The sequence below is a fragment of the Kribbella sp. CA-245084 genome, from assembly GCF_050942355.1.
GTDB lineage: Bacteria > Actinomycetota > Actinomycetes > Propionibacteriales > Kribbellaceae > Kribbella.
In genome coordinates this window covers 6,974,423-6,997,719 of sequence record NZ_CP192053.1, presented here as the reverse complement: position 1 = coordinate 6,997,719, position 23,297 = coordinate 6,974,423, and the positions used below count along the sequence as shown (strand labels likewise).

Annotated in this window: 17 protein-coding genes and 3 rRNA genes; 16 read left to right on the top strand and 4 right to left on the bottom strand. The window is 65.8% G+C overall.

Translation table 11 applies throughout. The features are described 5' to 3' along the window. Positions 1-66: 66 nt before the first annotated feature. From ACQPYH_RS33140 to ACQPYH_RS33130, 3 genes are read right to left on the bottom strand one after another with little or no spacing between them, the layout of a single operon-like run. The gene (locus ACQPYH_RS33140; protein ID WP_432879476.1) at positions 67-585 is read right to left on the bottom strand and encodes an N-acetyltransferase family protein; all 519 of its coding nucleotides are present in this window, start codon (positions 583-585) and stop codon (positions 67-69) included. 40 nt (positions 586-625) lie between these two features. Further along, entirely contained in the window at positions 626-1,486 is an 861-nt protein-coding gene (locus ACQPYH_RS33135) for an RNA polymerase sigma-70 factor (protein ID WP_130439377.1), read from the bottom strand. Next, positions 1,483-2,037, bottom strand: a complete 555-nt coding sequence (locus ACQPYH_RS33130; RefSeq protein ID WP_432879474.1) for a carboxymuconolactone decarboxylase family protein — start codon at positions 2,035-2,037, stop codon at positions 1,483-1,485. The genes ACQPYH_RS33135 and ACQPYH_RS33130 overlap by 4 nt, the downstream gene beginning before the upstream one ends. A gap of 203 nt (positions 2,038-2,240) precedes the next feature. On the opposite strand from ACQPYH_RS33130, the gene argC reads away from it, so the two are divergent. From argC to ACQPYH_RS33090, 8 genes are all read left to right on the top strand, one after another. Continuing rightward, positions 2,241-3,272: an N-acetyl-gamma-glutamyl-phosphate reductase gene (argC, locus tag ACQPYH_RS33125; RefSeq protein ID WP_432879472.1), complete on the top strand. Its 1,032-nt coding sequence runs from the start codon at positions 2,241-2,243 to the stop codon at positions 3,270-3,272. After that, positions 3,269-4,471, top strand: coding sequence for a bifunctional glutamate N-acetyltransferase/amino-acid acetyltransferase ArgJ (argJ, locus tag ACQPYH_RS33120; protein ID WP_432879470.1), 1,203 nt, complete (start codon positions 3,269-3,271; stop codon positions 4,469-4,471). Before argC ends, argJ begins: the two co-directional genes overlap by 4 nt. After that, positions 4,468-5,346 (top strand): acetylglutamate kinase, encoded by an 879-nt coding sequence (gene argB, locus ACQPYH_RS33115; protein WP_130439369.1) that lies wholly within the window; start codon positions 4,468-4,470, stop codon positions 5,344-5,346. The genes argJ and argB overlap by 4 nt, the downstream gene beginning before the upstream one ends. Continuing rightward, positions 5,343-6,542 carry an acetylornithine transaminase gene (locus ACQPYH_RS33110; RefSeq protein ID WP_432879467.1) on the top strand — a complete coding sequence of 400 codons (1,200 nt, stop codon included), beginning with the start codon at positions 5,343-5,345 and terminating at the stop codon, positions 6,540-6,542. Before argB ends, ACQPYH_RS33110 begins: the two co-directional genes overlap by 4 nt. Then, complete coding sequence (gene argF, locus ACQPYH_RS33105) at positions 6,542-7,474, top strand: ornithine carbamoyltransferase (RefSeq protein ID WP_432879465.1); 933 nt, start codon at positions 6,542-6,544, stop codon at positions 7,472-7,474. Before ACQPYH_RS33110 ends, argF begins: the two co-directional genes overlap by 1 nt. Continuing rightward, the gene (locus tag ACQPYH_RS33100; RefSeq protein WP_371404073.1) at positions 7,471-7,980 is read left to right on the top strand and encodes an arginine repressor; all 510 of its coding nucleotides are present in this window, start codon (positions 7,471-7,473) and stop codon (positions 7,978-7,980) included. Before argF ends, ACQPYH_RS33100 begins: the two co-directional genes overlap by 4 nt. A 9-nt stretch (positions 7,981-7,989) precedes the next feature. Beyond that, complete coding sequence (gene argH, locus ACQPYH_RS33095; RefSeq protein ID WP_432879462.1) at positions 7,990-9,396, top strand: argininosuccinate lyase; 1,407 nt, start codon at positions 7,990-7,992, stop codon at positions 9,394-9,396. Between the two features lie 162 nt (positions 9,397-9,558). Next, positions 9,559-10,230 (top strand): DNA-3-methyladenine glycosylase, encoded by a 672-nt coding sequence (locus ACQPYH_RS33090; protein WP_432879459.1) that lies wholly within the window; start codon positions 9,559-9,561, stop codon positions 10,228-10,230. On the opposite strand, the gene ACQPYH_RS33085 is transcribed toward ACQPYH_RS33090, so the two are convergent. Next, complete coding sequence (locus tag ACQPYH_RS33085) at positions 10,227-11,174, bottom strand: LLM class flavin-dependent oxidoreductase (protein WP_432879456.1); 948 nt, start codon at positions 11,172-11,174, stop codon at positions 10,227-10,229. The genes ACQPYH_RS33090 and ACQPYH_RS33085 overlap by 4 nt on opposite strands. Positions 11,175-11,283: 109 nt before the next feature. Here ACQPYH_RS33085 and ACQPYH_RS33080 point away from each other — a divergent pair, with 109 nt between their 5' ends. From ACQPYH_RS33080 to ACQPYH_RS33045, 8 genes are all read left to right on the top strand, one after another. Beyond that, positions 11,284-12,321 carry an App1 family protein gene (locus tag ACQPYH_RS33080; protein ID WP_432879454.1) on the top strand — a complete coding sequence of 346 codons (1,038 nt, stop codon included), beginning with the start codon at positions 11,284-11,286 and terminating at the stop codon, positions 12,319-12,321. Between the two features lie 82 nt (positions 12,322-12,403). Beyond that, positions 12,404-13,696, top strand: a complete 1,293-nt coding sequence (gene tyrS, locus ACQPYH_RS33075) for a tyrosine--tRNA ligase (RefSeq protein WP_432879451.1) — start codon at positions 12,404-12,406, stop codon at positions 13,694-13,696. A 581-nt stretch (positions 13,697-14,277) separates the two neighbouring features. Next, positions 14,278-15,802, top strand: a 16S ribosomal RNA gene (locus ACQPYH_RS33070). Between the two features lie 482 nt (positions 15,803-16,284). Continuing rightward, positions 16,285-19,405: ribosomal RNA gene (locus ACQPYH_RS33065) — 23S ribosomal RNA — on the top strand. A 167-nt stretch (positions 19,406-19,572) separates the two neighbouring features. Next, positions 19,573-19,690: ribosomal RNA gene (gene rrf, locus ACQPYH_RS33060) — 5S ribosomal RNA — on the top strand. Together the 16S, 23S and 5S rRNA genes form the textbook arrangement of a ribosomal RNA operon. A 692-nt stretch (positions 19,691-20,382) precedes the next feature. Further along, entirely contained in the window at positions 20,383-21,405 is a 1,023-nt protein-coding gene (locus tag ACQPYH_RS33055) for a hypothetical protein (RefSeq protein ID WP_432879449.1), read from the top strand. After that, complete coding sequence (locus tag ACQPYH_RS33050; protein WP_432879446.1) at positions 21,402-22,427, top strand: hypothetical protein; 1,026 nt, start codon at positions 21,402-21,404, stop codon at positions 22,425-22,427. The genes ACQPYH_RS33055 and ACQPYH_RS33050 overlap by 4 nt, the downstream gene beginning before the upstream one ends. A 4-nt stretch (positions 22,428-22,431) precedes the next feature. Further along, positions 22,432-23,295, top strand: a complete 864-nt coding sequence (locus ACQPYH_RS33045) for a CHAD domain-containing protein (protein WP_432879443.1) — start codon at positions 22,432-22,434, stop codon at positions 23,293-23,295. The last annotated feature ends 2 nt before the right edge of the window (positions 23,296-23,297 follow it).

The following is a 23,297-nucleotide window of genomic DNA, read 5'->3' as shown; positions in this document are numbered from 1 at the left end:
TGGCCGGCCGGGCGCTCCAGGCGGCGCGTCGCCCGACCTCGGCGATTGTGATGGCCTGGGGATCCGCTAGAGGTCCTGGACCAGCATGATCTCGTCGCGGTAGTCGTCGGGCGTGACGCGGATCGCGCGTGGGTGCGTGCCGACGACGCGGTAGCCGAGCGGCCCGTAGAACTTCTCCAGGCCGAGCCCGTCGCGGATCGTCAGCTGGAGTTGCTCGAGCCCCAGGTCGACCGCTGAGCCGCGCAGCCCCTCCATCAGCGCGCGGCCGGCGCCGTTGCCCTGGTGCTCAGGGTGGACCATCACCCGCAACACCGTGCGCCAGTGCGCATTCAGCCAGCTGGGGGAGCTCACGAGCATGCCCATCCCGGCGTACCGCTCACCGGTGTGCAGCACGCCGAGCAGGTCCAGCCCGGCCGCGACCCGGCCGAGCGCGCCGTCCAGGTTCTGGGCGATCTGCTCGACCGGCGCGGGCGGCGTATACCCGACCGCGCCGCCGGCGTTCGTCGCCGCGACCCAGGTGTCCAACAGGTCTGCTCGCAACCTCGGATCGAGCGCCTCGTCCGAGTCGATTACCAGGTACTTCACCGCACCTCCATCTGCGACTGAGTTGCAGATAGTCTACGGCTCAGTGGATGTGCTCCAGCTTGTCCGGGTTCCGGATCAGGTACAGCTCGTTGATCAGCCCGCCCTCGGTCTTCAGGAACGCGACCGTGTCCGGCGCGTCCCCGTCGTACGCGATGTAGGCGATCTCGCCGTTCAGCGTGCCCATCCGGATCTCGAAGCCCGGGTTCTCCGCGATCACCGCGAACAGCCAGCGCGCGATCTTGTCCGCACCGTGGATCGGCCGCAGCGCCGCCTTCTTCTTGCCGCCGCCGTCGCTGATCAGTACGGCGTCCGGCGCGAGCAACGCGACCACCTGGTCGAAGTCGCCCGACCCGGCCGCCTGCATGAACCGCATCGTCACCTCGTCGTGGCGCGCCTTGTCGACGTGATGCCGCGGCTGCCGCGCGTGGACGTGCTCGCGAGCGCGATGGGCGAGCTGCCGTACGGCGGTCTCGGATCGCCCGAGCGTGTCCGCGATCTCGTCGTACGGGAGGTCGAACACCTCACGCAGTACGAACGTGGCCCGCTCGAGCGGGGACAGCGTCTCGAGTACGACGAGCATCGCCATGCTGACCGAGTCCGCCAGCTCGACCGCGGCCTCGGGATCGTCGTCGGTCGCCAGCGGCTCGGGCAGCCACGGGCCGACGTACTGCTCCCGCCGGGCCTTCTGTTCGCGCAGCCGGTTCAGGGCCAGGCGGGTGGTGATGCGGATCAGGTAGGCGCGGGTGTCGCGCACCTCGTCGTGGTCGACGCCGGTCCATCGCAACCACGCCTCCTGGACGACGTCCTCCGCATCGCTCACGCTGCCGACGACGCGGTACGCCGCGCCGACCAGCACGGATCGATGCTCGGCGAACTCGCTCGCCAACTGCTCCTCGGTCATTTGACCGACCTCAGTTCGCAGGTCTCCTTGAAGCCCTGGCTCGTCAGTCCGAGGGCCGCGTTCGTGCGGGAGCGGTAGTTCTCCAGCGAGATGATCGAGGTGAGCTCGACCAGTTGCTCGTCGGTGAGGTCCGCGCGCAACCGCTCGACCTGCTCGTCGGTGACCTCCGGCGGGGTCGCCGTCATCGCCTCGGCGTAGTCCATCACCGCGCGCTCCAGATCCGAGTAGACGTCGCTGTCCCGCCACCCTGGCACATCGCGCAGCTTCGCCTGGTCGACACCCTGGTGGTGGAACTCCCAGTAGCCGAAGTCCATGCACCAGCTGCACCCGATCCGCGCCGACGTCACCATCACCGCGAGCGCCTTCAGCTCCGGGTCCAGCTTGTTCCACCGAGCCGCAGACCCCTCCAGCAGCAGCATCGACACCAGCACCCGCCGGTTGTGCAACGCCGCCTGCCCCGGCTCCAGCACCGCCCCGTACTTCCGCCGGCTACCCCACTCCGCCACCCGCACAAACCATCCCCGCTCGTGCTCCAGTCCGATCCGCGCCATGTCACCCTCCAGAGTCCGTCGTCAACCCCCAGGACACGCGCCACCACACACCGTGTGACATGACCCGCATCACAACCCGTGGTTGGCCGGCAAGACCGACTCCCTCTCTTCCTCCCGCCCCGAGCGGAGCGAGGGGCGGGACTCTTTCATCCACGACGCGAACTCGGTTGGATATTCATCCGGTTAATGGCATACTCATTCACATGAGCGTGAAGGTGGCAGTGGCCGGGGCCAGTGGGTACGCGGGCGGCGAGCTGCTCCGGTTGCTGAGCAGCCACCCCGAGGTGGAGATCGGCGCCCTGACCGCCGGCGGGAACGCCGGTACGGCGCTCGGCGTGCACCACCCACACCTCGTGCCGCTGGCCGGGCGCATCCTGGTCGAGACCACGGCGGAGAATCTCGCCGGTCACGACGTGGTGTTCCTGGCCCTGCCGCACGGACAGTCCGCCGGAATCGCCGACCAGCTCGGCGAGGACGTCACCGTGATCGACTGCGGCGCGGACTTCCGGCTGACCGAGGCCGAGGTGTGGGTCGAGTTCTACGGCGGCGAGCATGCCGGCTCGTGGCCGTACGGACTCCCGGAGCTCCCCGGACAGCGGGACAAGCTCCGCGGTTCGAACCGGGTCGCCGTGCCGGGTTGTTACCCCACCGTCTCCACCCTCGCCCTGCTCCCCGCCGTACAGAACGGGCTGGTCGACCCCACCCAGCTGGTGGTGGTCGCCGTCAGCGGTACGTCGGGCGCGGGCAAGGCCCCGAAAGCGCATCTCCTCGGCGCGGAGGTGATGGGGTCGGCGTCGGCGTACGGCGTCGGCGGAGTCCACCGTCACACGCCGGAGATCGAGCAGAACCTCACGCCGTACGCCGATCAGCCGGTGAGCGTCTCGTTCACACCGGTGCTTGTCCCGATGGCCCGCGGCATCCTCGCCACCTGCAGCGCCCCGATTGCCGATGGCACCGATCTCGTGAAACTCCGGCGGGCCTATGAAGATGCCTACCGCAACGAGCCTTTCATCCACCTGCTGCCCGAGGGGCAGTGGCCGCAGACGCAATCCACCCTCGGCGCGAACACCGTGCAGTTGCAAGTAGCCCTCGACCAGCGCACCGGCCGCGCCGTCATCGTGGCCGCGATGGACAACCTCACCAAGGGCACCGCCGGCGGAGCCGTGCAGTGCATGAACCTGGCCCTCGGACTCGACGAGCCGTTGGCCCTGCCCCTCGTAGGAGTCGCACCGTGACCGTTGCAGTCACCCCGGACACTCAAGTCGATCGGAGCGCCGGGGTCACCGCGCCGGCCGGCTTCCGCGCGGCCGGGGTGATCGCCGGGATCAAGCCCGCCGGTACGCCGGACCTCACCGTGGTCGTGAACGACGGCCCGTACGACGTCGCCGCCGGCGTCTTCACCACGAACAAGGTGAAGGCCGCGCCGGTGCTCTGGTCCCAGCAGGTCCTGACCGCCGGGGCGCTGAAGGCCGTCGTCCTGAACTCCGGCGGCGCGAACGCGTGCACCGGGCCGGAAGGTTTCCAGGACACGCACAAGACCGCGGAGAAGCTGGCATCCGTTCTGGGGGTCGGGGCCGCCGGGATCGGCGTCTGTTCGACCGGCCTGATCGGCGAACGCCTCCCGATGGATGCGCTCCTCTCCGGGATCGACGCGGCCGTTGCAGACCTGGGCGATGACCCGCAGCACGGGCTCGCCGCAGCGACCGCAGTCATGACCACCGACAACGTTCCGAAGCAGGCCGCGCTGAAGCACGCGGACGGCTGGAGCATCGGCGGGTTCGCGAAGGGCGCCGGGATGTGCGCGCCGAACATGGCGACGATGCTGAGCGTGATCACCACCGACGCCGTCCTCGACCAGCCGCACCTCGATCACGCGCTACGCAACGCGGTCGCCAAGACCTTCAACCGGCTCGACGTCGACGGCGGTACGTCGACCAACGACACCGTGCTCCTGCTCAGCTCGGGAGCCTCAGGCGTGAACGTCACCCCCGAGGCCTTCGAGGCGGCGTTGACAGTGCTGGCTGCTGACCTGGTGAAGCAGTTGCAGGCCGACGCCGAGGGCGTCACCAAGCACGTCAGCATCACCGTCCAGGGCGCCGCGACCGAGGCGGAGGCCCTGGCCGCCGCCAAGCTCGTTGCCGAGGACAACCTCTGCAAGACCGCGTTCTTCGCCTCCGACCCGAACTGGGGCCGGATCGCGATGGCAGTCGGCAACGCACCCACGGCCTTCGATCCGTCGCTGCTCGACATCACGCTGAACGGCGCTGCGATTTGTGTTGCCGGCGGCAAGGGCGTCGATCGCTCCGAGGCGGACCTCAGCGGCCTGGAGATCGACGTACTGATCGATCTGCACGCCGGCCCGGCCTCCGCGACCGTCCTCACCACCGACCTGTCCCACGCCTACGTCGAAGAGAACTCGGCCTACTCCTCGTGAACAGTCACGCAGATGCGGTCGAGAAGGCCGCCGTACTGACCGAAGCCCTGCCCTGGCTCAAGGAGTTCCACGGCAAGACCGTCGTCGTGAAGTACGGCGGGAACGCCATGGTCGACGACAAGCTCAAGCAGGCATTCGCATCCGACATCGTCTTCCTCCGGTACGCCGGGGTGCGGGTCGTCGTCGTCCACGGCGGCGGACCGCAGATCAGCGACATGCTCGGCCGGCTCGGCATCGACAGCGAGTTCCGCGGCGGGCTCCGGGTCACCACGCCGGAGGCGATGGACGTCGTCGGCATGGTCCTGGTCGGCAAGGTCGGCCGCGAGCTGGTCGGTCTGCTGAACGCGCACGGTCCGTTCGCGGTCGGAATGTCCGGCGAGGACGCCGGCCTGTTCACCGCGGAGCGCCGTACGGCGTTGGTGGACGGCGAGCACGTCGACATCGGGCTGGTCGGCGACGTGGTCGAAGTACGTCCGGAGGCGGTGGTCGACCTGATCGACGCCGGCCGGATCCCGGTGGTGTCGACGATCGCGCCGGACGAGGACGGCCAGGCGCACAACGTCAACGCCGACACCGCGGCCGCCGCGCTCGCGGTCGCGCTCGGCGCCGAGAAGCTCGTCGTACTGACCGATGTCGCCGGGCTCTACCGGAACTGGCCGGACAGCGACGAGATCATCACGCAGATCGACGCGGCCGAGCTGGCCGAGTTGCTGCCGTCGCTGGCGTCGGGCATGGTGCCGAAGATGGAAGCCTGCCTGCGCGCGGTCGAGTCGGGCGTCTCCCGTGCCACCGTGATCGACGGTCGCGTCCCGCATTCGCTGCTCCTCGAGATCTTCACCGATGCCGGAAGTGGAACCCAGGTGATCCCGTCATGAGTGAACTGCTGACCGTCGATGGCACGCAGGCTGCACTGACTGAGCGCTACACCGGCGCCCTGATGAACACCTTCGGTGCGCCGAAGCGTGTCCTCGTCCGCGGCGAGGGCGCGTACCTATGGGATGCCGATGGCAACAAGTACCTCGACCTGCTCGGCGGCCTCGCGGTGAACTGCCTCGGTCACGCGCACCCGTTCGTGGTGTCCGCGGTGACCTCGCAGCTCGCCACCCTCGGCCACGTCTCGAACTTCTTCGCCTCCGCGCCCCAGATCGCGCTGGCCGAGAAACTGCTCGGTCTCTTCGATGCTCCGGGCAAGGTGTTCTTCACCAACTCCGGCACCGAGGCGAACGAGGCCGCGTTCAAGATCACCCGGCGGACCGGCCGGACCAAGATCATCTCGACCGTCGGTGCGTTCCACGGGCGTTCCATGGGCGCTCTCGCGGTCACGTGGAAACCGGCGTACCGCGAAGCGTTCGCGCCGCTGCCCGGCGACGTGGAGTTCGTCCCGTACGGCGACGCGGAAGCGCTGGCCGCGGCGGTCGACGACGAGACGGCGGCTGTGATCCTCGAGCCGATCCAGGGCGAGAACGGCGTCGTCGTACCGCCGGCTGGCTACCTGCGGGCCGCGCGGAGCATCACGTCCGAGCATGGCGCACTGTTGTGGCTCGACGAGATCCAGACCGGGATCGGTCGGACCGGGACGTGGTTCGCTTTCGAGCCCGAGGGCATCACGCCGGACATCGTGACGGTCGCGAAGGGCCTCGGCGCGGGCGTCCCGATCGGCGCCTGCATCGGTCTGGGCGCGGCCGCGGACCTGCTCCAGCCGGGCAACCACGGCACGACGTTCGGCGGCAACCCGGTCGCATCGATCGCGGGCCTCGCGGTGCTGACCGTAATTGAGCGGGACGGCCTGCTCGCCCAGGTGAATGCCGTGGGCAACCACCTCGCGTCGTCGATCATTGCCCTCGACCACCCGATGATCGCGGGCGTCCGCGGGCGCGGCATGCTGCTGGCGATCGAGTTGACCGAGCCGGTGTCGGACCAGGTGGCGGCGCTGGCGCTGGAGGGCGGCTTCGTGATCAACAATCCGATCCCGAACGCGTTGCGGCTGGCGCCGCCGTACATCCTGAGCAAGGCTGATGCGGACAGTTTCGTCGCGGCCCTTCCCGGGCTGCTCGACAAGGTGGAGGTCTGATGGTTCGGCACTTCCTGCGGGACGACGACCTCTCGCCGGTCGAGCAGGACGAAGTACTGACGCTGGCCGCGCAGCTCGCGGGGGACCGGCACGGGCACAAGCCGTTGAGCGGGCCGAAGACGGTCGCGGTGATCTTCGACAAGACCTCGACGCGGACCCGGATCTCGTTCGCGGTCGGGATCTCCGAGCTCGGCGGCGTACCGCTGATCATCGACGCGCAGACGTCGCAGATGGGCCGCGGCGAACCGATCGCGGACACGGCCAAGGTGCTGGACCGGCAGGTCGCGGCGATCGTGTGGCGGACGTTCGGCCAAGCGCGCATCGAGGAGATGGCGGCGGCGTCCTCGGTGCCGGTCATCAATGCGCTGACCGACGAGTTCCACCCATGCCAGATCCTCGCGGACCTGCAGACCGTCCGGCTGCACAAGGGCTCGACAGCCGGGCTCAAGCTGGTCTATCTGGGCGACGGCGCCAACAACATGGCGCACTCGTATCTGCTGGGTGGCGCGACCGCGGGCATGCACGTCGTCGTGGGATCGCCGGCGGAGTACCAGCCGGATCCTGCGATCCTGGCACGCGCCGGCGAGATCGCCGCGTCGACCGGGGGATCGGTGGCGTGGACCGCGGACGCGATCGCGGCGGCCGACGGAGCGGATGTGCTTGCCACCGACACCTGGGTGTCGATGGGCCAGGAGGACGAGGCTGCGTCGCGGGAGGCGCCGTTCGTACCGTACGCCGTGACGGAGCAACTACTGTCCAAGGCGAAGCCGGACGCGATCGTGCTGCACTGCCTGCCCGCGTACCGTGGCAAGGAGATCGACGCGTCCGTGATCGACGGCCCGCAGTCGGTCGTCTGGGACGAGGCCGAGAACCGGCTGCACGCGCAGAAGGCGCTGCTGTCGTGGCTGTTGGCAAGGAGTTTCGGGGAATGAGTGTCGCCGTACCGACTACGAAGACTGCGCGTCAGCAACGGATCGTGGATCTGCTCGGTCGGCAGCCGGTGCGGTCGCAGACCGAGCTGGCTGATCTGCTCGCTGCGTCCGGGCTGGTCGTCGGGCAGGCGACGCTGTCGCGCGACCTGGTCGAGATCGGTGCGGTGAAGGTGCGCGATTCGTCCGGACAGCTCGTGTACGCCGTACCGGGTGAAGGCGGTGACCGTACGCCGCGAGCCGGCGAGGCGGCTGCTTTCGAGGCACGTCTGGCCAGGGTGGCGTCCGAGCTGCTGGTGTCGGCCGAGGGCAGCGCCAACCTGGTGATCCTGCGAACCCCGCCGGGTGCGGCCCAGTACTTCGCGTCGGCGATCGACCACGTGGGACTGGACGACGTACTCGGCACCATCGCCGGCGACGACACCGTGATGGTCGTGTCCCGCAACCCGGTCGGCGGCGAGGCCCTCGCCGCCCGCTTCCTGTCCCTGGCTGCCCGTGAACCGAAGTAAGGAACTGTTGTGAGTACTGCTGGACTATGGGGCGGCCGGTTTGCCGGTGGCCCGGCGGATGCGTTGGCGGCGCTGAGCAAGTCGACGGACTTCGACTGGCGGCTCGCGCCGTACGACATCGCCGGCTCGAAGGCGCACGCCAAGGTGCTGCACCGCGCGGGTCTGTTGACCGACGAGGACCTGGCCGCGATGCTTGCCGGTCTGGATGCGCTCCTCGACGACGTACTCGCCGGCCGTTTCCTGCCGGCCGAAGCAGACGAGGACGTGCACACCGCGCTGGAGCACGGGCTGCTCGATCGGCTCGGTGCTGAGCTTGGTGGTCGGCTGCGCGCGGGGCGTTCGCGTAACGACCAGGTGGCGACGCTGTTCAAGAGCTACCTGCGTGAGCACGGCCGGATCGTCGGCCGGCTGGTTCTGGAGCAGGTAAACGCGCTGGCGGATCAGGCTGCTCAGCACCTGGGTGTGGCCATGCCTGGCCGGACGCATCTGCAGCACGCGCAGCCGGTTCTGCTGTCGCATCATCTGCTCGCACACGCCTGGCCGCTGATCCGGGACCTGGATCGGCTGGCCGACTGGGACGCGCGGGTTGCCGCGGATTCGCCGTACGGCTCGGGAGCTCTGGCCGGGAGCTCGCTGGGGCTGGACCCGGTGTTCGTCGCTCAGGAGCTGGGCTTCACGAACTCGTCGGCGAACTCGATCGACGGGACCTCGTCGCGGGACTTCGTCGCGGAGTTCGCGTTCGTCACCGCGCAGATCGGCGTCGACCTGTCCCGGCAGGCCGAAGAGGTGATCATCTGGGCGACGAAGGAGTTCGGCTTCGTCGAGTTGGACGACGCGTTCTCGACCGGGTCGAGCATCATGCCGCAGAAGAAGAACCCGGACATCGCCGAGCTCGCCCGCGGAAAGGCCGGCCGCCTGATCGGCAACCTGAGCGGTCTGCTCGCGACGCTCAAGGCGCAGCCGCTCGCGTACAACCGGGACCTCCAGGAGGACAAGGAGCCGGTCTTCGACTCGATCGACACGCTCGAGGTCCTGCTACCCGCGTTCACCGGGATGATCCGAACCCTCCGCTTCAACACCGCCCGCCTAGAAGAGCTCGCCCCGCAGGGCTTCTCCCTGGCAACCGACATCGCCGAGTGGCTGGTCCGCCAGCAGGTCCCCTTCCGCGTAGCCCACGAACTGGCCGGCGCCTGCGTCCAGGCCTGCGAAAAACGCGGCATAGAACTCTGGGACCTCTCCGACGACGACCTGGCCGCCATCTCCCCTCACCTGACGCCGGAAGTCCGCTCAGTCCTGACCGTCCAAGGCTCCCTCTCCTCAAGAAACACCCGAGGCGGCACAGCCCAACCACAAGTAGAACTCCAACTGACGGAGCTCCGCACCCGAGCCGCCACCCACGCCACCCGCCTCGCCTGACCCGGCGCCGCCCGCTCGCCACCTCGCCTGCCGCCCGCCTGCCGCCGCCCGCCTGCCGCCGCCCTCCAGCCGCCGCCCTCCAGCCGCTGCTCTCTCCGGCCACCCCGCCGGGCGAGCCGGCCGCAGGGCCGGCTTGCCCGGCGGTCGCTTAGGGTGCTGGGCATGCGCCGCTCTCTGCTTGATGGTCCTGTGCTGGAAGTGGCGCCGAAGTTGCTTGGGATGCTGGTGAGCAGCACCACCGACGAGGGCACCGTCGTCGCGCGCCTCACCGAGGTGGAGGCGTACGACGGGCCGAACGATCCGGGCTCGCACGCCTACCGCGGCGAAACCCCGCGCAACGCGATCATGTTCGGCCCGCCCGGCTTCCTGTACGTGTACTTCACCTACGGCATGCACTTCTGCATGAACGTCGTCGTCGGCCCGCCCGGCAAACCGTCGGCCGTCCTCCTGCGCGCCGGCGAGATCATCGAAGGCGTCGAACTGGCCCGCGACCGCCGCGGTCAACCAGCCGTCGAGAAGGTCGCGTTCAACCAAGCCGGCGTCAGGCAAGGCCCGGTGGTCAAGCGCCCGAAGGCCGACCCGGACCGCGATCTCGGCCGCGGCCCGGCCCGCCTGTGTGTTGCCCTCGGCATCAGAGGCGAAGGCAACGGCACGGACCTGCTCGCGAAGGACTCACCGATCCAACTCCTGCCGGGCCCCGGCTTCGACGGCGAGCCGTCCACCGGTCCACGCGTCGGCCTCCGCGAGGCAGCCGACCGCGCCTGGCGTTTCTGGATCCCGGGCGACGCGACGGTCTCGCCGTACCGCCCACACGTCCCGAAGCGCCGGGCCTAACGCTTCGCTAGCTCCAGCACGTAGTCCAACTGTGGAAGCCCGTGCTCCACCTCCGGATCCGGGAACAGCCCGATGTGATGCACCCCGGCCGCCTCCAGCGCATCAACATGCGCAGCGGCATCGTCGAGCGTCCCGATCGCACCGATCTGCGTCCACCAGTCCGTCGGCATCCCCACGAGCCCCTCGACGCCGGACTCGTCGAACAGCTTTTTCATGTCGTCGAAGAACGGCAACGCAGTCACGCCCGGGTGGTTGTCGCCGATCCGCCAGCCCAGCCACGGCGCAGTCCACTCGTACGCCGTCTTGCGGTCCTCCCGCACGCACATCGCTGCGAAGACCGCGACCACGAAGCCCTCAGGCGATCCGGCGTACTCCACCGACTGACGCACGTACGCCGGAGTCGCAGGCTCCGCAAGCACGACACCGCCGGCGACCCGCCCCGCCAGTGCCATCGACTTCGGACCCATCACTCCGAGCAGGATCGGCGGCGGGGTGACCGGCGGCGCGTCCAGCTTCACGTCCTTCAGGTACACCGCCTTGCCCTCGAAGCTGACCTCTTCGCCGGCGAGCAACCGGGTGACCGTCGTGGTGACTTCCTCGAGAGTTGTCAGCGGCGACTTCGGCCGGACACCCATCTGCGCCATCCACGACTGCACGCCGTGGCCGATCCCGGGCAGGAACCTCCCCGGCCCGAGCGCCTCGAGCGTCGCGAACTCCATCGCGGTGACCGCCGCAGTACGCGCAACCGCGGGCGCGATGCCGAGCCCGACGGTCAACCGCTCGGTCGACGTCAGCGCGGCCGACACCAGCGACGGACCGGCCGTGAAGAAGCAGTCCTCGATGATCCACAGCTCATCCGCGCCACCACGGTCGAGACGCCGAGCCACGTCGGTGACCAGGGCGGCCGGGAAGGTACGCGGGAAGCACATTCCGATAGCGGTCATGGGGAGAACCTAGGAGACGCCGCCGACAGTTCGTGAACTGCGGGTCAAAGCTTCTCGCCGCGCGCGAGTGAGGACGACTAGGGGACCATGCTCCGGGTAGGTTTCTGGTATGGCCCGTCCGCACTACGCGTCCCGTCTCGAGGACTGGTTCAACCTTGGGGTGCAGGCCGTGTTGCGGCGTCGTGGCTGGCAGGAGCGGATCATCCCGCAGGTCGGTTACGGCAACACGGAGTTCGTCCGGGTGCTGGCCCGCGTCGTACTCGGCCGGGACCCGCGCAACCAGCCGCGGTACGACGAGGACCAGGTGGTGCGCGGCTGGCGGGTTTTCGTCACGGCGCCGGCGACCAAGGTGCTGGTGTCGGTCGCCATCAACGGCCGGACGTACGACGCTGTCACCGACCGCGGCGGGTTCATCGACCTGACCGTTCCGGAGGTGCTGCCGGCGGGGTGGCACGAGATCATGCTCGGCGTCCACGGCGAGCGCCAGGCCCGCGCGCGCATCTTCGTACCGGACCCGGACGCCACGTTCGGACTGGTCAGCGACATCGACGACACGGTCATCCTCACGATGCTGCCGCGTCCGATGATCGCCGCCTGGAACACCTTCGTCCGCGACGAGCAGGCGCGCCGCGTCGTACCAGGGATGGCCGGGCTGTACGACGAACTGCTGGCGGACCACCCCGGTGCTCCGATGTTCTACCTGTCGACGGGAGCGTGGAACACCGCACCGACGCTGACCCGCTTCTTCGCGCGGCACGGGTACCCGCCGGGGCCGTTGCTGATGACGGACTGGGGGCCGACGAACACCGGCTGGTTCCGCAGCGGCCAGGAGCACAAGCGGACAGCTCTGCGCCGGCTGGCGCGCGAGTTCCCCAATGTGCGCTGGGTGCTGATCGGCGATGACGGCCAGCACGACCCCCAGCTGTACGGCGACTTCGCGCAGTCGCACCCGGATCATGTCCTGGCTATCGGCATCCGCCAGCTGACTCCGGCCGAGCAGGTCCTGTCACACGGTCTGCCCGTGCCGAACCCGGACCCAGGCGCCCACGACCCGCACCGCCCGACCGCGGTCACCGTGCAGGGCCCGGACGGACACGCGCTCCGTCCGCAGCTCCGTGACGTGCTAGCACGTCCGGAACCCACCTGAGCGTCGCCTGGACACCGGCATCGCTCGAGCCAGGACGCGTACGGGACACTAGAGGTGACCGACGTACTCGAGGAGAGACCAAGTGACCGAACGCCGCACCCAGGTACTGGATGACCTGGAGAGCCGTGGCTTGATTGCCCACTCCACTGACCCGGACGCCCTTCGGGCCTCGATGGCAGCGGGACCGATCACCTCTTATGTCGGCTTCGACCCCACCGCGCCCAGTCTGCACATGGGGAACCTGCTGCAGCTGCTGACGCTGCGGCGACTCCAGCTGGCCGGCCACAACCCGATCGGGCTCGTCGGTGGCGCCACCGGGTTGATCGGTGATCCGAAGGAGACGTCGGAGCGGGTGCTGAACCCGAAGGATCTCGTCCAGGAGTGGGTCGAGAAGGTCCGTGCCCAGGTGGAGAAGTTCGTCGACTTCGACGAGTCGCTGCCGAACCCGGCCCGGATCGTCAACAACTACGACTGGACCAAGGACCTCAACACCCTCGACTTCCTGCGCGACATCGGGAAGCACTTCCCGGTGAACCGGATGCTCGGCCGCGAGGTGGTGAAGGCGCGGCTGGAGCAGGGGATCAGCTACACGGAGTTCAGCTACGTGCTGCTGCAGTCGCTGGACTACCTGGAGCTCTACCGCCGGCACAACTGCACACTGCAGACCGGCGGCAGTGACCAGTGGGGGAACCTGACTGCCGGCGTGGAGCTCATCCGCCGCAGCGATGGCGGGAAGGCGCATGCGTTGGCCACCCCCCTGGTGACCAAGGCCGACGGGACCAAGTTCGGCAAGACCGAGTCGGGCACAGTGTGGCTCGACAGCGAGCTGACCTCGCCGTACGCCTTCTACCAGTTCTGGTTCAACAGCGACGACCGAGACGTCATGCAGCTGGTGCAGTACTACACCTTCCGTACGCCGGAGGAGACCGCCGCGCTAGAGCAGGCGACCGCAGAACGGCCACAGGCTCGCGAAGCCCAGCGCGTTCTCGCGGAGGACGTGACCACGCTGGTGCACGGCGCTGAGGAGACCCGGCGCGTGCAGGAGGCTTCGAAGGCGTTGTTCGGCCAGGGGGAGTTGGGGTCGCTCGACGGCTCCACGCTGGTCGCAGCACTACGAGAAGCACCCCATGTGGAGCTGGGCGCCGGCGAACCGATGCCAACCTACGGCGACCTCCTGGTGAAGTCCGGACTGGTCGCCAGCAAGTCGGCTGCACGGCGGACGGTGGCCGAGGGCGGCGGGTACCTGAACAACGAGAAGGTGAAGGACGCGGAGTACGTGCCTGGCACGGACGACCTGCTGCCGGGCGGCGTGCTGGTGCTGCGGCGCGGGAAGCGTTCATTTGCAGGGGTTCTGGCATCACCCGCCCACGGCTGAGAGCTCGAGTGCGGGGGTGGGCTCCACTCCCACATCCGGGTTGCCGAAGGCAAATTACAGGCCTGTGATTCAGCCCACCGGGAACCGATTTGACCGGCCACCTGGGAGCCACGTAATGTTCTTCTTGTTGGAGCGAAGCGCGGGACGCGAAAGCGGCCGAACGCTCCGAACCCCCCAAGGCTAGCTGAGCCGAACCGGGTTGTCTGATCCGGGGCGGTAGCTTGGATGCGGGTGGAAGGTCAGAAAAACTGGGTCTTGACTCGGTGGATCTGGTCCGGTAAAGTAACGCAGGTTGCCCCGGGAGCCTGGCCGAAAGGTCATGCTGCGGTGTGCGTCCGATTCTTGAGAACTCAACAGCGTGCCGAAAGTCAATGCCGAAAGATGCATTAACCCCGTGCATGGGCTTCGAATGATCTGCTGCCAGGGCCTTCTTGGAGGGTTTTGGTGGGTGGTTGTTTGTTGTCTGTGTTCGGATTCCTTTGAAATTAATACGGATGACAAGCCAGTAATGGTTTTGTTTCTGATTCAAAGGATCGCTTTTCCGATTGTCGACTCACCGGTTTTCCGGTTTGTCATATTTTTCAACGGAGAGTTTGATCCTGGCTCAGGACGAACGCTGGCGGCGTGCTTAACACATGCAAGTCGAGCGGTAAGGCCCCTTCGGGGGTACACGAGCGGCGAACGGGTGAGTAACACGTGAGCAACCTACCCTCAACTTTGGGATAAGCCTCGGAAACGGGGTCTAATACCGGATAATACTGCGAACCTCATGGTTTGTGGTTGAAAGTTCTGGCGGTTGGGGATGGGCTCGCGGCCTATCAGCTTGTTGGTGGGGTAATGGCCTACCAAGGCGTCGACGGGTAGCCGGCCTGAGAGGGCGACCGGCCACACTGGGACTGAGACACGGCCCAGACTCCTACGGGAGGCAGCAGTGGGGAATATTGCGCAATGGACGAAAGTCTGACGCAGCAACGCCGCGTGAGGGATGACGGCCTTCGGGTTGTAAACCTCTTTCAGCAGGGACGAAGCGAGAGTGACGGTACCTGCAGAAGAAGGACCGGCCAACTACGTGCCAGCAGCCGCGGTAATACGTAGGGTCCGAGCGTTGTCCGGAATTATTGGGCGTAAAGGGCTCGTAGGCGGTTCGTCACGTCGGGAGTGAAAACTCGGGGCTTAACCCCGAGCCTGCTTCCGATACGGGCAGACTAGAGGTAGGCAGGGGAGAGCGGAACTCCTGGTGTAGCGGTGGAATGCGCAGATATCAGGAAGAACACCGGTGGCGAAGGCGGCTCTCTGGGCCTTACCTGACGCTGAGGAGCGAAAGCGTGGGTAGCGAACAGGATTAGATACCCTGGTAGTCCACGCCGTAAACGTTGGGCGCTAGGTGTGGGGGACATTCCACGTCCTCCGTGCCGCAGCTAACGCATTAAGCGCCCCGCCTGGGGAGTACGGCCGCAAGGCTAAAACTCAAAGGAATTGACGGGGGCCCGCACAAGCGGCGGAGCATGCGGATTAATTCGATGCAACGCGAAGAACCTTACCTGGGTTTGACATATAGGGAAATCTCGCAGAGATGCGGGGTCCGTAAGGGTCCTATACAGGTGGTGCATGGCTGTCGTCAGCTCGTGTCGTGAGATGTTGGGTTAAGTCCCGCAACGAGCGCAACCCTCGTCCTATGTTGCCAGCACGTCCTTCGGGATGGTGGGGACTCATAGGAGACTGCCGGGGTCAACTCGGAGGAAGGTGGGGATGACGTCAAGTCATCATGCCCCTTATGTCCAGGGCTTCACGCATGCTACAATGGCCGGTACAAAGGGCTGCGAAACTGTAAGGTGGAGCGAATCCCAAAAAGCCGGTCTCAGTTCGGATTGGGGTCTGCAACTCGACCCCATGAAGTCGGAGTCGCTAGTAATCGCAGATCAGCAACGCTGCGGTGAATACGTTCCCGGGCCTTGTACACACCGCCCGTCACGTCATGAAAGTCGGCAACACCCGAAGCCGGTGGCCTAACCCTTGTGGAGGGAGCCGTCGAAGGTGGGGCTGGCGATTAGGACGAAGTCGTAACAAGGTAGCCGTACCGGAAGGTGCGGCTGGATCACCTCCTTTCTAAGGAGCATTCGGCGCCGGCTCGTCAGAGTCTTGGTGCCTATTCATCGTTTCCAAGGCGAATGTTCTTGGGCGATGGTGCTTCGGAATGTGGAACATTGACCATTAGGTGTTGAAGCGGAGTCGCTGAAACTAGTACTGCTCACTTGTGGGCGTGGAACGTGGAGTGGCCGAGTGGATCGCCGAGGCGCGCTGTTGGGTCCTGAGGAATCGGGCCCTGGGTTCACAGGATTTGTCCTGGGGATCGGGGACTGTTTCTTCTGGGTCACAGTCACACTCGTGAGGGTGTGATGGGTGGCTGGGGCCGGCTCTCACCATACTGCGGTGGGGTTCTTCTTCTGGGTGTGTTGTTTCCCTGGGGGTGGGGTTCTGTGCTGTAAGTGGTGGTTTGGGGCTGGTTTTCCTGCCCGTATTTTGAGAACTGTATAGTGGACGCGAGCATCTCTTTGTAGCGTAATTTTGCTTTTTGTATGTTTGTTTTGTGACAAGCTACTAAGGGCAATCGGTGGATGTCTTGGTACCAAGAGCCGATGAAGGACGTTGGAGCCTGCGATAAGCCCCGGGGAGTTGGCAACCGAGCTGTGATCCGGGGGTGTCCGAATGGGGAAACCCAGCTGGCATTCTAAAGCCAGTTACCAGTGCCTGAACACATAGGGTTCTGGAGGGAACGCGGGGAAGTGAAACATCTCAGTACCCGCAGGAAGAGAAAACAAAAGTGATTCCGTGAGTAGTGGCGAGCGAAAGCGGATGAGGCTAAACCATGTGCGTGTGATAGCCGGCGTGCGTTGCGCATGTGGGGTCGTGGGAGCATTCTGACACTAATGCCGTGGTGTCGAAGAGTTATCAATCACTGTTGAAGTCGAATCTTCTGGAATGTTGAGCCGTAGTGGGTTATAGCCCTGTAGGCGTAAGACAGTGACTCTTGAGTGTTTTCCCAAGTAGCACGGGACTCTTGAAATCCCGTGTGAATCTGGCGGGACCACCCGCTAAGCCTAAATACTTCTTGGTGACCGATAGCGGACTAGTACCGTGAGGGAAAGATGAAAAGTACCCCGGGAGGGGAGTGAAATAGTACCTGAAACCGGTTGCCTACAATCCGTCGGAGCATTCACTTTGTGGGTGTGACGGCGTGCCTTTTGAAGAATGAGCCTGCGAGTTAGTGGTGTGTGGCGAGGTTAACCCGTGTGGGGTAGCCGTAGCGAAAGCGAGTCTGAATAGGGCGCTTTAGTCGCATGCTCTAGACCCGAAGCGGAGTGATCTATCCATGGGCAGGTTGAAGCGTGGGTAAGACCGCGTGGAGGACCGAACCCACCAGGGTTGAAAACCTGGGGGATGACCTGTGGATAGGGGTGAAAGGCCAATCAAACTCCGTGATAGCTGGTTCTCCCCGAAATGCATATAGGTGCAGCGTCGCGTGTTTCTTACCGGAGGTAGAGCACTGGATGGTCTAGGGGGCTTACCGGCTTACCGAAATCAGCCAAACTCCGAATGCCGGTAAGTGAGAGCGCGGCAGTGAGACTGCGGGGGATAAGCTCCGTAGTCGAGAGGGAAACAGCCCAGATCACCAGCTAAGGCCCCTAAGCGATTGCTAAGTGGAAAAGGATGTGGAGTTGCCCAGACAACCAGGAGGTTGGCTTAGAAGCAGCCACCCTTGAAAGAGTGCGTAATAGCTCACTGGTCAAGTGATTCCGCGCCGACAATGTAGCGGGGCTCAAGCAATCCGCCGAAGCTGTGGCACTCACACAAGTACCCGGCCAACTTTGTTGGTCCAGGTGTGTGGGTGGGTAGGGGAGCGTCGTGCAGCGTGTGAAGCAGCCTAGTGATGGAGTTGTGGATGCTGCACGAGTGAGAATGCAGGCATGAGTAGCGAATGACGGGTGAGAAACCCGTCCGCCGGATGATCAAGGGTTCCAGGGTCAAGCTAATCTGCCCTGGGTAAGTCGGGACCTAAGGCGAGGCCGACAGGCGTAGTCGATGGACAACGGGTTGATATTCCCGTACCGGCATTAACACGACCCGACCGAACCCGCTGATGCTAAGGGATTGAAGCTCTGATGTCTTCGGACGGAGGAGTGGAGATTTTGACCCGAGGTGGTAGTAGGTGCATTGAGGAGTGACGCAGGAGGGTAGTCCAACCGCGGCGATGGTAGGCGCAAGCTGATCCGCGGGCAAGGTGGTAGGGCGAGGCATAGGCAAATCCGTGTCTCACATAGCCTGAGAGCCGAGGCGGACCCGTTCAGGGGAAGTGGATGATCCCATGCTGCCGAGAAAAACTTCGCAGTGAGTGTTAGAGCCGCCCGTACCCCAAACCGACACAGGTGATCAGGTAGAGAATACCAAGGCGATCGAGTGAACCATGGTTAAGGAACTCGGCAAAATGCCCCCGTAACTTCGGGAGAAGGGGGACCGGATCCGTTACCTTACTTGCTAAGGGAAGCGGTGATGGTCGCAGAGACCAGGCCCAAGCGACTGTTTACTAAAAACACAGGTCCGTGCGAAGAAGTAATTCGATGTATACGGACTGACGCCTGCCCGGTGCTGGAACGTTAAGGGGACAGGTTAGCTGGCTTAGGCCGGCGAAGCTTTGAACTTAAGCGCCAGTAAACGGCGGTGGTAACTATAACCATCCTAAGGTAGCGAAATTCCTTGTCGGGTAAGTTCCGACCTGCACGAATGGCGTAACGACTTGGGCGCTGTCTCAACCGTGGACTCGGCGAAATTGCATTACGAGTAAAGATGCTCGTTACGCGCAGCAGGACGGAAAGACCCCGGGACCTTTACTACAACTTGGTATTGGTGGTCGGTACAATTTGTGTAGGATAGGTGGGAGACTGTGAAGCTCGGACGCCAGTTCGGGTGGAGTCATCGTTGAAATACCACTCTGATTGTTCTGGCTGTCTAACTTTGGTCCGTTATCCGGATCAGGGACAGTGCCTGGTGGGTAGTTTGACTGGGGCGGTCGCCTCCTAAAAGGTAACGGAGGCGCTCAAAGGTTCCCTCAGCCTGGTTGGCAATCAGGTGTCGAGTGTAAGTGCACAAGGGAGCTTGACTGTGAGACAGACATGTCGAGCAGGGACGAAAGTCGGAACTAGTGATCCGGCGGTGGCATGTGGGAGCACCGTCGCTCAACGGATAAAAGGTACCCCGGGGATAACAGGCTGATCTTCCCCAAGAGTCCATATCGACGGGATGGTTTGGCACCTCGATGTCGGCTCGTCGCATCCTGGGGCTGGAGTAGGTCCCAAGGGTTGGGCTGTTCGCCCATTAAAGCGGCACGCGAGCTGGGTTTAGAACGTCGTGAGACAGTTCGGTCCCTATCCGCTGCGCGCGCAGGAGACTTGAGAAGGGCTGCCCCTAGTACGAGAGGACCGGGGTGGACGAACCTCTGGTGTGCCAGTTGTTCCGCCAGGAGCACGGCTGGTTGGCTACGTTCGGGAGTGATAACCGCTGAAAGCATCTAAGCGGGAAGCACGCTTCAAGATGAGGTCTCCCACCGGGTTAACCGGGTAAGGCCCCCAGTAGACCACTGGGTTGATAGGCCAGAAGTGGAAGCGCCGCAAGGTGTGGAGCTGACTGGTACTAATAGGCCGAGGGCTTGTCACACACACAACACCCCCCATAGGGAGCGTGTTGTCAGACTTTGAAGAGCCTGCGCTACTTGTAACGATGTTCGCGTTCACTGTACGGTTCCCGGAATACGGTCACCCCAGCACCAAACCCTCCCTGAGGGGGTTTGTGGTCTTGGTTGGTTGATAGTGTTCTCATATTGTTTCGGTGGCCATAGCGTCGGGGAAACACCCAGTCTCCATTCCGAACCTGGAAGTTAAGCCCGCCAGCGCCGATGGTACTGCGACCGGGAGGTCGTGGGAGAGTAGGACGCCGCCGGACATTCACACTGTTAAGGGCCACCCCACACGGGGTGGCCCTTAACATATGTATGGCCAGTTCTTCTGGCCCGTTGTCCTGCCTTGTGCCACCGTCGGTGTCTGACTGGCGGCCAGGGCCTCACCCCCGCTGCAGACGCGGTAACGTTTGTCCGATTACTGCTCTTCAGCTTCGTTAGGAGTCACCCGTGGCGACGCCACCTCGCAATCCTCGCTCCGGCTCAGGGGACCGCCGCGGTTCCTCCGGAGGCGCCGGCCGTTCCGGCCGCAGCGGAGGTGGACGTCCCGAGTCCGGCGGCCGTTCTGGTTCCGGAGCTGGTCGGTCGGGTTCCGGTGGCGGTCGATCTGGTGCCGGGGGTTCCGGTTACAGCGGCGGTTCGGGCTCTGGAGCGGGTCGCTCGAGCTCGGGCGGTGGACGCTCGGGTTCTGGAGCGGGTGGCTCGGGTTCGGGTCGTGCGGGTGCTGGGGGCGGTCGCGGCGGTGCCGGCGGTCGTTCTGGTGGTGCGCCTAGTCGTCCGGGTGGGTTTGCCGGCGGGCGTTCGGGTGGTTCGGGCGGACGGTCCGGTGGGCCGCGTTCGGGCGGCAACTCGTCGTACCGGGATGAGGGCGGTTCGGAGAACAGGCGTGGGTATGTCGGGTCCCGTGGTGATGACAAGAGTCAGCGGGATCCGTTCCGTGGTCAGATGAGCGGAGACGGTGGTCGCGGCGCTGGGCGCGGTGACCAGTCTGGCGGCTACCGGCGAGACGACCGTGGCGACGACCGACGTGATGATCGGTCCGGTGGCCGCGGTGGATACCAGCGCGATGAGCGTGGTGGGCCTCGACGGGATGACCGTGGTGGCGACGGCTCGTACCCGCGGAATGATCGTGGAGGCAGCCGCGGAGGTTCGCGGGACGACCGCGGCGGGGCAAGCAGTGGCGGCTACCGGCGCGATGACCGCTCCGGCGGGGACCGTGGTGGTTACCGGCGTGACGACCGGTCCGGCGATGAGCGTGGCGGGTACCGGCGTGATGACCGGGCTGGTGGCGACCGTGGTGGTTCGCGGGACGCGCGGTCGGGCGATCAGCGTGGTGGGTACAACCGGGATGACCGGTCGGGCGATTCACGCGGTGGATACCGGCGGGACGATCGGCCTGGTGACTCGCGTGGCGGTGATTCGCGTGGGCGGGGCCCGGGTGCGGCTCGCAGTGGTGGGCCGGCGCGTGGAGAGCGTGGAGCGTTCCGGCGGGATGACCGCGGCGGCGACGCTCGGCGGGACGATCGCGGCGGGTACCGGCGGGACGAGCGCTCCGGCGACGACCGCGGTGGATACAGCCGCGACGACCGTGGTGGCGACTCGCGTGGTGGATTCCGGCGGGATGACCGTGCGGGCGATGCCCGCGGTGCAAACCGGCGGGATGAGCGCTCCGGTGACACACGTGGTGGTGCCAATCGGGATGACCGGTCTGGCGGCGACCGGGGCGGGTACAGCCGTGACGACCGAGGTGGCGATGCTCGGAGTGGGTTCCGGCGAGACGACCGTGGCGGTGACTCGCGTGGGCGGGGGCCGGCTGGGGACTCGCGGGGGCGTGGGCGGGATGATCGGCGGGGATCTGCGGGTCGCGAGGAGCGGCGTGGTGGGCCTCGGCGGGAAGACCGCGAGGAGAAGGCTGGGCCTCGTCGGGACGACCCGAAGATTCCGGAAGGGATCACGGGTGCCGAGCTCGATCGTGGTGTGAAGGCCGAGCTGCGGTCGCTGCCGCGGACTTTGGCGGATCTGGTGGCGCAGCATCTGGTGGCGTCGGGGCGGTTCCTCGACGACGACCCAGAGCTCGCGTACCAGCATGCGCGAGTTGCCCGGCGGCTGGCATCGCGGCTCGGCGGAGTGCGTGAGGCTGTGGCGATCACGGCGTACCTGGCTGAGCACTACGACGAGGCGCTGACCGAGTTCCGCGCCGTACGGCGGATGACGGGTAATCACGAGGTCATCGCGATGATGGCTGACTGCGAACGCGCGCTCGGCCGGCCGGACAAGGCGCTGGCGCTGACCAAGGACAAGCACGTCAGCGAGCTGTCGGAGCCGACGCAGATCGAGCTGCTGATCGTTGCGGCTGGTGCACGGCGTGACATGGGGCAGACCGCGGCGGCGATCCAGACGCTCGACGTGCCGGAGCTGAGCAAGCGGACGCGGGCCGAATGGCTCCCGCGGCTGCGGTACGCGTATGCCGACGCGCTGGAGGAAGCCGGTCGTACGGACGAGGCGCTCGTCTGGTTCCACCGGGCGGCTGGTGCCGACGGCGACGGGCTGACCGGTGCCGCCGAGCGTGCTGCGCGGCTGGAAGGTCTTGAGTTCACCGACCTCGACGAAGATGACACCGTCCTCGACGACGAGTACTTCGAAGAGGAGGACGAGGTCGAGCAGGACGACGAGGACCTGGCGGACGAAGCCGACCTCGACGAGTCTGAAGATGACACCGAAGACGACACAGAAGACGACAGCGATGACGACGCCGTAGACGAGGCGGAGGACGCGGACAACGAGTCCGAGGACGAAGCCGACGAGTCGGAAGACGAGGCCGATGAGGCCGCGGATGAGGCTGACGAAGCTGAGGACGAGGCCGACGAAGCTGAGGATGCGGCTGACGAGGCTGAGGATGAAGCCGGGGACGACCTGGATGAGGATGGGGTCGACGAGTTCGACGGTGCGGCTGAGGGCGTGAAGGACTCGGCCGAAGAGACTTCCAAGAGCGCTGAGGAGTAGGGCTGTGGCTGACCGGGACTTGGTGGTGGCTGAGAGCCCGGTCGGCGTGCTTGTCGGCGTCGCCCTCGCGAAGGGGGCGCGCCGGCTCGAGAAGTCCGTCGCGATGGTGTCGGCGGGGGAGAACGACGCGATCCACCAGGTGCGCGTCTCCTGCCGGCGGCTGCGCAGTGACCTCAAGCTGTTCCGCAAACTCCTGGCCGGCGACTGGGCGCCCGAGCTCCGAGCCGATCTGGCGGCGCTCGCACAAGCGTGTGGTGAGGCGCGCGATCTGGAAGTGATCGCCGCCCTCGTCCGCGAGAACGCCACCAGCGAGGACAACGAGGAACACGTCGACACGATTCTCACGACGCTCACCCTCGGACTCGACCGCGCCTCCGCGCGCTCCGCGGAGATCGTGTTGGGCGAGACCACCAAGGACCTGCTCACCACGATCGAGTCGGTCGCCGCAGCCCCGGACCTGACGCCCAAGGCAGACAGGCCCTGCGGCGAGGTACTACCCGAGCTCCTCCAGTCGGCCACCGCGAAGTTCGCCCAGGAAGCTGGCAAACTCAAGCCCTGGACCGACGACGACGACTGGCACGAGGTCCGCCTCCTGGCCAAGCGAGTCCGGTACGCCGCCGACACCACCGCCGCCGTACTCGGCGAAGAAGCAAAAGCCACGGCGACCCAAGCAGCCACCTACCAGGAGCTCCTGGGCCAGCACCAGGACCACTGCGCCGCGGCTGACGCTCTGACCGGTATGGCTGCCGATGCAGCTGCCCAGGACGACCCGGAGCTCTCCTTCACCCTCGGACGGCTCACAGAACGCCACCGCGCGGCCCGCAAGCCCCTCCGTGAGCAGTTCCTGAGCCTCTACCACCGGCCCTGACC

Coding starts and splice junctions, on each gene's coding strand:
- ACQPYH_RS33135 (WP_130439377.1), bottom strand. CDS start 1,486: ATGACCGAGGAGCAGTTGGCGAGCGAGTTCGCCGAGCATCGATCCGTG.
- ACQPYH_RS33130 (WP_432879474.1), bottom strand. CDS start 2,037: ATGGCGCGGATCGGACTGGAGCACGAGCGGGGATGGTTTGTGCGGGTG.
- argC (WP_432879472.1), top strand. CDS start 2,241: ATGAGCGTGAAGGTGGCAGTGGCCGGGGCCAGTGGGTACGCGGGCGGC.
- ACQPYH_RS33110 (WP_432879467.1), top strand. CDS start 5,343: ATGAGTGAACTGCTGACCGTCGATGGCACGCAGGCTGCACTGACTGAG.
- argF (WP_432879465.1), top strand. CDS start 6,542: ATGGTTCGGCACTTCCTGCGGGACGACGACCTCTCGCCGGTCGAGCAG.
- ACQPYH_RS33100 (WP_371404073.1), top strand. CDS start 7,471: ATGAGTGTCGCCGTACCGACTACGAAGACTGCGCGTCAGCAACGGATC.
- ACQPYH_RS33090 (WP_432879459.1), top strand. CDS start 9,559: ATGCGCCGCTCTCTGCTTGATGGTCCTGTGCTGGAAGTGGCGCCGAAG.
- ACQPYH_RS33085 (WP_432879456.1), bottom strand. CDS start 11,174: ATGACCGCTATCGGAATGTGCTTCCCGCGTACCTTCCCGGCCGCCCTG.
- ACQPYH_RS33080 (WP_432879454.1), top strand. CDS start 11,284: ATGGCCCGTCCGCACTACGCGTCCCGTCTCGAGGACTGGTTCAACCTT.